The 12,846-nt window shown below is 65.2% G+C and carries 9 protein-coding genes and 1 pseudogene; 1 reads left to right on the plus strand and 9 read right to left on the minus strand.

What is annotated here, in order from left to right; all coding sequences use genetic code 11:
• Positions 1-2 precede the first annotated feature (2 nt).
• The 5 genes from AC3WQY_RS08285 to AC3WQY_RS08305 all read right to left on the minus strand — a co-directional run bounded on the left by AC3WQY_RS08285 (position 3) and on the right by AC3WQY_RS08305 (position 7,137).
• Entirely contained in the window at positions 3-650 is a 648-nt protein-coding gene (locus AC3WQY_RS08285) for a response regulator (RefSeq protein WP_492707361.1), read from the minus strand.
• Between the two features lie 88 nt (positions 651-738).
• Complete coding sequence (locus tag AC3WQY_RS08290) at positions 739-1,827, minus strand: methyltransferase family protein (protein WP_492707362.1); 1,089 nt, start codon at positions 1,825-1,827, stop codon at positions 739-741.
• A gap of 295 nt (positions 1,828-2,122) precedes the next feature.
• Complete coding sequence (locus AC3WQY_RS08295; protein ID WP_492707363.1) at positions 2,123-2,830, minus strand: PEP-CTERM sorting domain-containing protein; 708 nt, start codon at positions 2,828-2,830, stop codon at positions 2,123-2,125.
• Between the two features lie 179 nt (positions 2,831-3,009).
• Positions 3,010-4,770, minus strand: coding sequence for a S8 family serine peptidase (locus AC3WQY_RS08300; protein ID WP_492707365.1), 1,761 nt, complete (start codon positions 4,768-4,770; stop codon positions 3,010-3,012).
• 219 nt (positions 4,771-4,989) lie between these two features.
• Positions 4,990-7,137 (minus strand): MHFG family PEP-CTERM protein, encoded by a 2,148-nt coding sequence (locus tag AC3WQY_RS08305; RefSeq protein WP_492707367.1) that lies wholly within the window; start codon positions 7,135-7,137, stop codon positions 4,990-4,992.
• A 324-nt stretch (positions 7,138-7,461) separates the two neighbouring features.
• Between AC3WQY_RS08305 and sppA the strand changes: the two genes are divergently transcribed.
• On the plus strand, positions 7,462-9,324 hold the full coding sequence (gene sppA, locus AC3WQY_RS08310) for a signal peptide peptidase SppA (RefSeq protein WP_492707369.1): 1,863 nt from the start codon (positions 7,462-7,464) through the stop codon (positions 9,322-9,324).
• Here the strand turns inward: sppA and AC3WQY_RS08315 are convergent.
• The 4 genes and pseudogenes from AC3WQY_RS08315 to AC3WQY_RS08330 all read right to left on the minus strand — a co-directional run bounded on the left by AC3WQY_RS08315 (position 9,321) and on the right by AC3WQY_RS08330 (position 12,804).
• Positions 9,321-10,454: an ABC transporter permease gene (locus tag AC3WQY_RS08315; RefSeq protein WP_492707371.1), complete on the minus strand. Its 1,134-nt coding sequence runs from the start codon at positions 10,452-10,454 to the stop codon at positions 9,321-9,323. The genes sppA and AC3WQY_RS08315 overlap by 4 nt on opposite strands.
• A gap of 74 nt (positions 10,455-10,528) precedes the next feature.
• A pseudogene (locus AC3WQY_RS08320) lies at positions 10,529-11,215 on the minus strand (ABC transporter ATP-binding protein); the annotation flags it as partial.
• A complete protein-coding gene (locus tag AC3WQY_RS08325) occupies positions 11,212-12,177 on the minus strand; it encodes an HlyD family secretion protein (RefSeq protein ID WP_492707373.1) in 966 nt (321 codons plus the stop codon). The gene AC3WQY_RS08325 and the pseudogene AC3WQY_RS08320, both read right to left, overlap by 4 nt.
• Positions 12,178-12,180: 3 nt before the next feature.
• A complete protein-coding gene (locus tag AC3WQY_RS08330) occupies positions 12,181-12,804 on the minus strand; it encodes a TetR/AcrR family transcriptional regulator (protein WP_492707375.1) in 624 nt (207 codons plus the stop codon).
• Positions 12,805-12,846 lie beyond the last annotated feature (42 nt).

Genomic DNA, 12,846 nt, shown 5'->3' on the forward strand with positions numbered 1-12,846 from the left:
CCTCAAGCCACCGGCAGATCGGGTTCGTGAAAGATGCGCACGCGGTGCAGGCGGCGGTAGATCTGCGCCAACGCCTGCTCCACCTGCTCCAGTGCCAGCTCCCAGAGCTGGGCGATTTCGCGCGGCAGCAGGCCCAGTGAAAGAAGGCTCAACAGCGGCTGTACGAAGGCGGGTTCCAGCCCGGGCTCCAGGCTGCGCAGGCGCAATTGATGCGCCTGTTCCAGGCTCAGGCGCGGCAGTGCCAGTGCTGCCAGCGCCTGCCGGGCGATCATGGGTGACATCAGGGCGCGGCCTTCATAGAGCGCGTCCAGCGCCATGGGCAGGCTGATGCTGGTCTGTCGCTCCATCCAGTAGCCATGCGCGCCGCTGGCCAGCGTGTCGTAGAGCAGCACCTCGTCGGCGCTACTGCTGAACAGCAATACCTTGGGTGCCCAGGCCTCGTGGCGCAAACCGCGCAGCAGACGGCTGACATGGCCGTCGAACAGGCGCAGATCGCAGGCCAGCACGTCCGGGCGCAGGCGGCCCAGCCAGTCCGCGCATTCGCTCAGGCGCTCGCTGCTGCCGGCCAGTTCCCAGTCGCTCTGCAAGAGCGCCGCACGTGAACGGTGGATCGATTGTGTGCAACGGCGTAGCAGGAAGACGGAGCGCATGAGCGGACGAGAAGAGCTGAGGCGATTGTCCCGTTCGGTGCGGCGCCGGCAACCCCGCGAGCGCGCGCCCCCCGAATCTGGGGGAGCGTCAAACGATGCCAGGAATGAAGCGGTATCGCACTTGTTGCGCATAGCGCGCGTATTCATCGTCAACGCGGCGCAAATGATCTTCCTCGGTGATCGCTCGTAGCACGTAGATGCCTCCCCAGCCAACCACAGCGGCCACGGCCAACATACCGCTGACGATCGATTGCTGGAATGACACCATGATGGCGGGCAGTGACCCAATCAGCCATGCCATGTTCTTGCAGGTGTAGGCGGGGTGTCTCACAACGCTATATACGCCGCGCGAGACGATGCCGCGGTGCGTCAGATTGCTCGCCTTGAAGCCAAGCGCTAAGGAACTCAGGGTGTAGCCCAGTACGCACAGCAACAGCGACGTATTCAGCAGGACATGCAGAATGCGGTTGTCGAATTGCGGGAAGTCGCTCACTTGGCCCCCCAGCAGCCAGTTGGTAAGGAAGTTGAAGGGTGGGTAGCACACCATGGCTGCCGCCCATCCGAGCCAGTTGCTGTCCACTGACTTGATGCAATTGCCCAGGCGCGGAATTTCGACAAGGTAGCCGATTGTGAACACCAGCACATCGAAGAAGTAAAGCAGCTTCAACAGGGTCCAGTGACCGTGTTGGTCAAACAGCCGAAACCAGTCGATGGGTTGTTCGACGTCGAGCAGCATAGCCTCGCCGTGCACCAGAGCTGCCATGCTGAATTGCATCAGCGACAACGTCATCAGCGGTGCGAAGAAGGTCTTTAGCAGTGTTGTCAATATCGCCACGCGCTCATCACTTTTGAACGGGTGGCGAATGGCATATGTCGGCTGGCGCAACAGGCGGCCCAACACCTGGCAGCAGCGCAGCGATTTGGAAGGTCCTGGCTGTGTCTCCAGCAGGTACCAGGCGGCCACTAGAAAAGCGTAAGCCACGGCGGCCGTCAGGAGGAATTCCTGACCTGTGAACAGCCATCGGCCCCTGATGACATGTGCGCCGTGCATCGCCTGCTGGTTGTAAGGCATGCTGACGAACAGTCCGCAGGCTGCGCTGATTACAAGCCAGGCCGCCGCAATGTTTTGCAGGCGGATTGCTAGCGTTGATGGCATGGCGCTGGTGCTTGCTGGCATGGCGAGTCTTAGGGGGTGAGGTTGGGGTGCAGGTGGCTATGCACAGGTACCTCGCCATGAGAAACATGGGCCTTACATGGAACGGCGCCACCCCACCCGCGAGCACTATACCCAGCGCTTGTATTTTGAACTGACTGAGCGCTCCGCCGACGTGATCGCCCGGCACTGGATCAGCTTAGCGCCTCATGCCATCGTCACGACGTGCACGTCGGGGCTCAGTGGCAATCATTTCAGAAAGAGCCAAAAGAAAAACCCCGCAAAGCGGGGTTTTGGAAACGTATGTCAGCGCTGACGCTTACTTGCGCGAGGCTGAATTGCGTGTCTTAAAACCAAGAGCCATCAGACCGAGTGCCAACACGGCCAATGCGCTCGAATCGGGTTCGGGTACCTGGCCACCACTGCTCTGGCCGCCGCCCGTGCTGGTCGAGCTACTGGTCGAGCTGCTGGTCGAGCTGCTATAGATCATGTCCTGCGACATCAGCGAACCGACCTTGTCAAAGCCTTTCGTGCCGCCATAGTCCTTCATGAACTCGGCCTTCAAGTGCACGGGGTTGAGCGGGTCGAGGCTGACCGTGGCGCCCGTGAAGTCAAACTGCAGCGTCATGTCATCGGTCATGGCCATGACCGGGGACGAAAAGACGCACAACTTGAAGTCCGAAGTCGTGTCAGGACCGCAGCCTTGGGCGGCGAGTTCGTCCTTCGTAAAGAACCATGAATTCCCGGCGACGTTCGGGTCTTCGGACACGGCCACTGCAGTCAGGCCGGTCACATCGCCAATATTCTTAAATCCCAGGCCATACAAGTGAGTGGCCGAAGCCCAATCTCCGCCACCAGGCAGATCCGGGCCGCTCAGAAAGTTCTGGATGCGAAGCTTGAAGCTGTCAGCGTCCACTTGGGAGAACGTGAAGTGCACATTCTGGAAATCCAGAACGAAGTCTGCCTGAGCCGCTGGCGCCAGTGCGACGGTCAGGGCGGCGATCGCGGTGCGGAGATACTTTTTCATGTGAGCCCCTTGGGTTTGACACAGCCACTACGTGTGTACATTGATTTAGCAAAAGTCAGGCCAGCAGCGCTAACCATTTGTATTACAAGACTTTTCTATTTCTTTGCTGGCTGGCTCGGGGGCTGAATGTAAAAAAACCCGACGGATCAGACGCTGGCCGCGTGAGTGCTGCGCAGGCCTCAGCGACTGACCTGAACCGAGGTCGTGGCAGAGTTTCCGGCGGAGTCCTGTGCCACCGCTTGAAGCGTGTGCAGGCCGCGTGCGATCTTGCGCGTGTTCCAGTTGTAGCTGAGGCTGCCGCCACTGCCACTGCCGCTGGCAACGAGCAGTCCGTCCACATAAAGTCGTTGGCGGATGCCGGCGCTGCCACTGTCGTCTGTCGCCGCGACGGTCACGCTAACCGTGCCGGATAGGGTGCTACCGGACTTGGGATTGGTGATGCTGACGACGGGGGGGCTCGTGTCGACAAGCACGGGGTTGGCCACGTTGATCGTTACGGGCGCCGAGCCTTGGCTGTTGCCGGCCGCATCGTAGGCCACGGCGACCAGGGTGTGACTGCCGTTGCTGACCTTGCTCGAGTCCCAGCTGAAACCGAAGGGTGCGCTGGTATCGCTGCCAACGGTGCTGCTGTCTACGCGAAGCTCAACGCGGCTGACGCCTATGTTGTCGCTCGCCTCGGTATTCACCGCTACCAGGCCGCTGACCGTGCTGGCGCTTATCGGTGCGCTGATAGATACGGTGGGCGCCGTCGTGTCCTGCAGCAGCGTGGCCTTGGCCGCCTGCACCGCCGCCGCAGCGTTGACGCGACCGTAGCCATAGTAGCTGTCGCGACCGGCAGCGCCCAAATCGGTGGCTGACGAATACAGGAGCTTTTCAATCTGGCTGTTGGTGAGGCTCAGGTTGCTGGACATCAGCACGCCAATCACGCCTGAGACCACCGGTGTGGCCAGGGAAGTGCCCCACCATGCTTGGTAGCCACCGCCTTTGGTGGTGGTCCAAATGTCCTGGCCCGGCGCGGCTATGGTGACGAAGTCGCCATAGCTGGACCAACTGGTCTTGGTGTCGCTGCTGTCTGTAGCCGATACGGTGATGAGGCTCGTGGTGGGGGTGATGTGCTCGTCTATGCCGTTGTTGCCGGCAGCCGCCACGACCAAGCCGCCCTTGCTGCGCATGTAGTCTGCAGCGGCCTGAACGGTGCTGCTGCCTGAAACGCCGCCAAAGCTGACGTTGGCCACGCGGGCGCCGTTGTCAGCGGCCCAATTCAGCGCGCTGGCCACGGTACTCCAGTAGGTGTAGCCATTGGCGTCGGTGACGCGTATGGGCATGATCTTTGCGAGCCCACTGACCCCGGCCACGCCGGTGCCGTTGTTGGTAGTGGCCGCCGCCGCACCGGCTACCGCTGTGCCGTGGCCTTGTACGTCGGCCGTGTTGCTGTTGTTGTCGTAAAAGTTCCACCCCGCCACCATCTTGGCGCCGAGTTCGGGATGAGTGCCATCGACGCCGGTGTCGATGATGGCGATGGTTACGCCAGCGCCCTGTCCTACATCCCAGGCGGTACCTGCGCCGATCTTGTTCAGGTGCCACTCGCTGCCGAGATAGGGGTCGTTGGGTGTGAGCGCGAGGTGTACTTGGCGGTCGCGCTCAACGAATTTCAGCGCTGGATGTTTGGCCAGCAAGGTGGCGATAGCCTGGGCCGAGCCGTTACCAGGCAGATCAACGATGTGCAGTTGGGTGCTGCCGATGCGGTGGGCTTTTGCGCCGTGTACCGTGAGAATCTTGGCGACCTCGCTGTCGCTGAGCCCGGCTCGCGTGCCGATCAGCAAGCGGTTGGGCGCATAGCCCGGCGTCGCCACGTCGGTGGAAGGTGCCGCGTACGCGCTGCCCAGTATCACAAGGCTGCTGCAGAACAACAAAGCGGGAAACTTGGCGCTACTACTCATGGTGCTGTGCCCTTTGGGAAACCGGCGCATTGTGCACGGCAACAATCAGCGGGGAACTGGGAGCGAGTAACAAATGGCAAGCGTGCTTATCGCCCTACGTTTGAGCAATGTGCAGCACAGCCACTGCGCCACGAGTACGGACTTTTGCTAGCCGCCCCCGAAATGAGGGGGCCAAAAAAAACCGGCCAGAAGGCCGGTTTCTTGTCGATCCGAGTTCGGTTAGCGATTGACTTGCACACTGGACGTGCTGGAGTTGCCGGCCGCATCCTTGGCGATGGCCTGGATGGTATGGCTGCCCGAACTTACCTTGCGTGTGTTCCAGTTGTAGACCAGGCTGGCGCCGCTTCCGCTGGCGACCAGCTTGCCATCGATGTAGAGCTGCTGGGTAATGCCCGCGCTGCCGCTGTTGTCGGAAGCTGACAGGCTGACAGAGACGGTGCCGGAAACCGCCGTGCCGTTGCTCGGATTCGCGATGACGACCGTCGGTGCCGTTGTGTCGACGATCTTGGCCACCGTGTTGGACACATTCACCACCACATTGGCTGAGCTGGCGGCGTTGCCGGCGCCATCAACCGCATAGGCTGTCAAGGTGTAGTTGCCATTTGCGACCTTGGTGGAGTCCCAGCTGAAAGCAAAAGGCGCGCCGGTATCCGTGGCCACGGTCGCACCATTCACACGCAATTCGACCCTGGCGACGCCGACGTTGTCGGTGGCGCTGACATCCACCGGGACCAAGCCGCTCACGGTGCTCGAACCCAGGGGGGCGCCAATGGATACCGCGGGCGCGGTGGTGTCCGGCGGCGGTGCTGCCTTGGCTGCCTGCACGGCGGCCGCGGCATTCACACGACCGTAGCCGTAGTAGCTATCGCGGCCAGCTGCGCCGAGATCTGTGGCCGACGAGTACAGCAGGCTTTCAATCTGGCTGCTGGTGAGCGCCAGGTTGCTTGACATCATTTGGCCGACAACGCCTGCCACCACGGGCGACGCGAGCGAAGTACCCCACCAGGCTTGATATCCCCCGCCCTTGGTGGTCGTCCAGATATCTTGGCCAGGCGCGGCAATGGTGACGAAGCTACCAAAGCTGGACCAGCTGGTCTTGGTGTCGGTGCTGTCGGTCGCGGACACCGTGATCATGGTTGTCGTGGGCGCAATGCCCTCATCAATGCCATTGTTGCCGGCCGCGGCCACCACCAGCCCACCCTTGCTCTTCATGTATTGCGCGGAGCTTTGCACGGTGCTGCTGCCCGACACGCCGCCAAAGCTGATATTGGCTACGCGCGCACCGTTGTCGGCAGCCCAAGTCAAGGCGGTGGCGACCGTGCTCCAGTAGGCATAGCCATTCGTATCGCTGATCCGTACGGGCATGATCTTGGCCTGCCCGCTGAGACCGGCCACGCCGGTGCCATTGTTGAGCGATGCGGCGGCGGCGCCGGCTACGGCAGTGCCGTGACCGGTCACGTCGGTGGTGTTGCTGTTGTTGTCGTAGAAGTTCCAGCCAGTCACCATGCGCGAACTCAGGTCAGGGTGGGCGCCATCCACACCGCTGTCCAGGATCGCAATGGTGACGCCTGCGCCCTGGCCCATGTCCCAGGCGCTTGAGGCGCCGACCTTGCTCAGGTGCCATTGGCTGCCGAGGTAGGGATCGTTCGCGGCGAAGGCCGGCGTGACACGCCGGTCCTGTTCAGCAAACTTGAGCTGCGGATGCTTGGCCAGCAAGGCCGCTACCGATTGCTCGGACCCTTTGCCTGGCAGGTCGACGATGTGCAGGTCCGACTTGCCAATGCGGCGCGCCTTGGCGCCATGTGTCGTCAGGATTCTGGCCAGCTCGGCGTCGCTGAGTCCGGCCCTTGCTCCCACCAGCAGGCGGCCGGGTGCAAAGACGGGGACTTCCGGGCCCGCGGCGGTTGGATAGGTGTCGACCTCACGCTGCGGATCGAACGGCGCATTGGGGTCGCGCGGCCCGGTCACCCTGGTGATCCGACCCATGTGGCGTCCGTTGATGGTGACCACCAAGCACTGGCTGCCTTCGCAATAGCTGAGCGCCAGCTCTTTGGCGGACGCTTCCCAACTGTTGCGGCTGCCCAGGGTGCAGATTGAACGAGGTCCGGTCTGCAGGCCGCGAATCTCATTGCTGTAGCGCTGCACGCCGACGATTTCATCGCGGCCTATGCTGACGATCTCATCGTAGCGATGGCTGTCCAGTCGCCGCTTGAGTCGTGCACGCACTTCTGGCGACATGTCTTGGAATCGGTCCACCAACGCCGGGAGCGAGCCCTCATAGCTCGCCTGCATCGACGGATTCCAGTCGCATTGGGCCGGTGCGGAGGATGCCAGGCTGGCTGCCAGAGCGATTGCGGTCAGTGTCATGATTCAATTCCGATTCAGATTCAGGGCATGCGTGACTGCGGGGTACCGTGTGCACGGTGGGGCGCTTGCCATGAAACAGCTCCCTGAACCAGGGTGCAGTCGTTGCCTGGTGTGTGTAGCTTAATCAGGACTTGTGTGAGGCATGTAAGCCATTGTTGCTATTGGAGTTTTGGCGACGACTTGCGTGAATTCCTGCGCACAATTAGCGCCCCCGAAGCGCTGTCATGGCACCCGCTTCCCAGCTAATTCGGCGCTGTTCTGACGCCAAACCTGCACGTCTCTGACCCTGCTGCACAATCGCCGCAGCTGATCAAGGGAGCTTGCATGGGACTGAAGACGATGTTCGCGCCGCTGTGGCGCTTGCTGGGCAAGTGCTGGTGGCTGCTGGATGCCAGCCGCCGCGCGCTCCTCAATCTGCTGCTGCTGGCCCTGTTGATCGCCATCGTGGTGGGGCTGCTGACCCGCGGCCCCAAGCCCCTGCAGTCCAAGACCACCCTGGTGCTGAATCTGCGCGGCCAACTCGTGGAGCAGTTCTCGGGCTCGGCACGCGAGCAGGCGATGGCGCAGCTGAAGGGCCAGGCGCAGCGCCAGACGCGCTTGCGCGATGTGCTGGCCACGCTGGAGGCCGCCGCCAAGGACGACAACATCGGCGTGCTGGCCCTGGATCTGCATGAATTCGGCGGCGCTGGCCAGGCCGGTCTGCGCGAGTTGGCGGCCGGGCTGGCGCGCTTCAAGAAGGCCAGCGGCAAGCCGGTGCTGGCCTATGGCGAGCAATTCGATCAGCGCGATTACTTCCTCGCCGCCCAGGCCGACGAGATCTATCTCCACCCCATGGGGCTGGTGATGCTGGAGGGCTTTGGCCGCTACCGCAATTACTACAAGGACGCGCTGGACCGGCTGGGCATTGCGGCGAACGTGATTCGCGTCGGCAAGTACAAGAACTTCGGCGAGCCCTATTTCGCCAACGGGCCATCGCCGGCCTCGCTGGAGTCCGAGGCTTATCTCTATGGCGATCTGTGGAACCGTTTCACCGCCGCCATCGAGCAGGCACGCAAGCTCGACAAGGGCGCCATCGCCAAGGGCATTGACGAGCTGCCGCAGCGCCTGGCCGCGGCCAAGGGCGACGCCGCGCGCATGGCCCTGGAGATGCACCTGGTGGACGGGCTGAAGACGCGCGACGAGTTCCGCGCCATGCTGATGGAGCGCGGCGCCAAGGACGACAAGGGCAGGAGCTTCCGCGCCGTGTCCTATGCCGACTACCAGGCCTATCTGAAGCCAAAGGTCGAGCGCGGCCCGGCGGTGGGCGTGGTGGTGGCCGAAGGCGAGATCGTCGACGGCGAGGCCGGTGCCGGCCGCGTCGGCGGCGACTCCACCGCCAAGCTGGTGCGCCAGGCGCGCGAGGACGAGAACATCAAGGCCCTGGTGCTGCGCGTCAACTCGCCCGGCGGCAGCGCCTTAGCTTCCGAGATCGTGCGCCGCGAGCTGGAGCTGACCCAGCAGGCCGGCAAACCGGTGGTGGTCTCGATGGGCGATGTGGCCGCCTCGGGCGGCTACTGGATCTCCATGTCGGCCGACGAGGTGATCGCCGACGCCAGCACCGTCACCGGCTCTATCGGCGTGTTCGGCATGCTGCCCACCGGCGAGAAGCTGCTGGACAAGCTCTCCATCCACACCGGCGGCACCACCACCGCCTGGCTGGCCGGCGCCTACGATCCGCGCCGCGCGCTCGATCCGCGCTTTGCCGCGCTGGTGCAGACCGCCATCCAGCACACCTACGACGAGTTCACCGGCAAGGCCGCGGCGGCGCGCAAGAAGCCGGTGGCCGAGATCGACGCGGTCGCGCAGGGGCGCGTCTGGACCGGCGCACAGGCGCTGGAGCGTGGCCTTGTCGACAAGCTGGGCAGCCTGCAGGATGCCATCAACGCGGCGGCGCAGCGCGCCAAGCTGGAGGGCGAGCCACGCGTGAGTTATGTGGAGCGCGAGATGGGCCGGTTCGAGCGTCTGCTGAGCTCGTTCGGCGAGGTGCTGAGCCCCGCGCTGGCCGCGACCCTGCGCGCCCAGCTGGGTCTGCCGCAGCTGCCGGCGGTGCTGCAGGAGGCGCAGGCGGAGCTGGCCTGGGCGGCCGAACTCAGCGAGGGCCGCAAGCCCTTCGCCGCGGTGGTGCACTGCCTCTGCCGGCAGCCTTAGTCCAGCGTCAGCCGATAGCGCTTGAGCGCGACCAGGGCGGCCACGAGCAGAAAGGCCAGCATGGGCCAGAGCTCCGGCAGCAGCTCGGCCGCGCCGCTGCCCTTGAGCATGATGCCGCGCACGATGCGCAGGAAATGCGTCAGCGGCAGCACCTCGCCCAGGTTCTGTGCCCAGCCCGGCATGCCGCGGAAGGGGAACATGAAGCCCGACAGCAGCATCGAGGGCAGGAAGAAGAAGAACGTCATCTGCAGGGCCTGCAGCTGGTTGCGCGCCAGCGTCGAGAAGGTGAAGCCCACGCCCAGATTGGCCAGCATGAAGACGCCGATCATCGCCATCAGCAGGCCGAAGCTGCCCACCATGGGCACCTCGAACAGCAGCCAGGCCGCGAGCAAGATCAGCAGCAGCTGCAGATAGCCGATCAGCACATAGGGCAGGATCTTGCCCAGCATCACCTCCAGCGGCCGCACCGGCGTGGCGAGCAGGTTTTCCATGGTGCCGCGCTCGCGCTCACGTGTCATCGCCAGCGAGGTCAGCATCACCATGGTCATGGTGAGGATGGTGCCGATCAGACCGGGCACGATGTTGTAGCGCGAGAGCCCTTCGGGGTTGTAGCGCCGCTGCAGGCGCATCTCGAAGGGCAGGGGACGCGGCTGCAGAGCGGCCAGCGGGCCGCGCAGCTCGCGCACCAGTGCCTGCGTGCCCAGCTGCTGCAGGGCGGCCAGGGCATTGCCCGAGGCCGAGGGGTCGGTGGCGTCGGCCGCTACCAGCAGGGCCGGGTGCTCGCCGCGCACCAGGCGCGCGCCGAAGTCGCCCGGAATGACGACGATGAACTGCACCTCGCCGCGCGCCATCAGCGCGTCGGCTTCGGCCTCCGTCATGCCGCTGTGGACGATGCGGAAATAGCCGCTGTTCTGCATCGCCGCCAGCAGGCTGCGGCCCATGACGCCCTGGTCCTGCGCCACCACCGCGGTGGGCAGGCCCTTCGGGTCCATATTGATCGCGTAGCCGAACAGCACCAGCTGCATGATGGGCACGCCCACCGCCATCGCAAAGGTCAGGCGGTCGCGCAGCATCTGCTGGAACTCCTTGACGAACACGGCCCACATGCGGGCCCAGCGGAACATGCTCATGCCGCGGCCTCGGCGAAGTTGTCGCGCGCCTTGGCGATCAGGCGGATGAAGGCGTCCTCCAGATTGCCCTGGCCCGTCGCGAGGCCGGCGGCGGCCAGCACCTCGGCCTGCGTGCCATGGGCCAGCACTTCGCCATAGGCGATGAAGACCAGCTCGTTGCAACGCTCGGCCTCGTCCATGTAATGGGTGGCCACCAGCACGGTGATGCCCTGCTGGGCGAGGGCGTGGATCTCGTCCCAGAACTCGCGCCGCGCCTTCGGGTCGACGCCGGCGGTGGGTTCGTCCAGCAGCAGCAGGCGCGGCTCGTGCAGCAGGCAGGCGGCCAGCGAGAGCCGCTGCTTCCAGCCGCCCGAGAGCGCGCCGGCCAGCTGGTGCTGGCGCGATGTCAGCCCCAGCCTGGCGAGCGCCTGGTCCACCACGGCGCGGCGCTGCGGCAGCTCGAACAGGCGCGCCACGAAGTCGAGGTTCTGGCGGATCGAGAGGTCGTCGTAGAGGCCGAACTTCTGCGTCATATAGCCAACCTGACGCTTCAAGGCCGCGGCCTCGCGGCGGAAATCCAGCCCCAGGCAGCTGCCCTCGCCGGCATCCGGCGTGAGCAGGCCGCACAGCATGCGCATGCTGGTGGTCTTGCCGCTGCCATTCGGCCCCAGGAAGCCGACGATGCGCCCGCGCCCTACCCGCAGGTCGATGCCGTCCACCACCTTGCGGCCGCCGAACTGCTTGGCGAGGCCGCGCACATCGATGGCCAGCTCGCCGCTCATGTCTTTGACGCCACGACGTCCAGCGGTTGGCCGGGGTGCAGGCGCTCGGCATCCTCGATGCGCTCGGGCCGGGCCTCGACCATGAACACCAGCTTGGCGCGCTGGGCGTTCGAGTAGATCACCGGCGGCGTGTACTCGGCCTGCGCGGCGATATAGCTGATGCGTGCCGCGATCGGCGCGCCGCAGCCATCGCAGCGCAGCTGCACCGCCTGCTGCAGGCGCAAGGCTCCCAGCGCCGCCTCGGGCACGAAGAAGCGCGCCTTGCGCTGCCCGGCCGGCAGCAGGGCCAGCACCGGCTGGCCGGCCGCGACCCATTCGCCGGGGCGGAAAAAGGTGTCGGTGATGCGGCCCGCCTGCGGTGCGCGCTGCTGCTTTTCCTGCAGCCGCCAATCGGTCTGGGCTCGGCCGCTTTGCGCGGCGGCGGCGAGTGCGCGCGCCGCCTGGCGCTCGTCCTCGCGCGCCGGCAGGCGGGCGCTCTGCAGCGCCGCCTCCAGCTCGGCCACGCGCGCCTGCGCCTGCCGGGCCAGCAGGGCGGCATCGTCGACCCGCGCGCGCTGCACAAAGCCTTGCGCCAGCAATTGCTGCTGCCGTACCAGCTCGCCCTGCGCCAGCTCGGCCTGGCTGCGCGCCTGGCGCAGCTGGGCCTCGGTGATGGCCAGCTCCTCGCGGCGCCGCCCCTTGTCGGTGTTGGCGGCCTGGGCCTGGGCGCTTTGGGCACGCGCCTTGGCCTCTGCATCGGCGGCGCGCTCGAGTTGGTCGTCCAGGGTGAAGAGGGGCTGCTGGGCCTGCACCGCGTCGCCGCTGCGCACCTGCAGCGTCGCCAGGCGGCCGGCCACCGGGGCGGCGAGGTAGAGCGTCTCTCCCTCGGCATAGCCCGACCAGCTCGGTTCGGTCCGGGGGGCGCAGGCGGCCAGGCTCGACAGGATCAGCAGGCCGGCGATGCGGTTGGTTTGTCGTCTCATGCGCTACTTTCGCAAGGCGTCCAGGGCCCAGCCGATGCGCTCGCGCAGCGCGGTATCGCTGAGGGCCTGGTCTTCCATCAGGGCGGACAGGGCGGGTGGCAGCACGCCCAGGGCTTGCACGCTGCAGGCAATCATCAGGGGCGCCACCACCGCGCCCATCAGGAACACAAAGCGCTGCATCGGCGGCTGCTGGCGCAGCAGGCCGGCGCCCTCGGCCTCCTGCATGAGGGCCAGCAGCAGGCCCAGATGGCGCGGTGCATTTGCGCGCATGAAGTCCAGCGCCACCGGCTCGCCCTGCTGGGCGTCGGCCCAGACGCGCGCCACGGTGGGCCGGTGCTCGCGCACGAACTGCGCCAGGCGCAGCAGGCTGGCTTCCAGCCGCTGCAGGGCGTTGCCGCTGCGTGCCGCCTCCAGGCTCAGGCCGGCGAACATGTCCTCGTACATCTGCTGCAGCAGGGCGCGCAGAAAGCCGTCCTTGCTCTTGAAGTGGTAGTGCACCATGGCCGGGTTCACGCCGGCATGCTCGGCCAGGCGCCGCACCGACAGGCCGGCGCAGCCGAGCTGGGCATAGAGCGCCCGGCCGCTGGCCAGCAGGGTCAGGTCTTGAGCTTGGGATGGGCGGGCCATGAGGAATTATTAGTCGATCGTTTAATAAATGCAAACCAACCC

The sequence above is a fragment of the Roseateles sp. FW301-B2 genome, assembly GCF_058788955.1.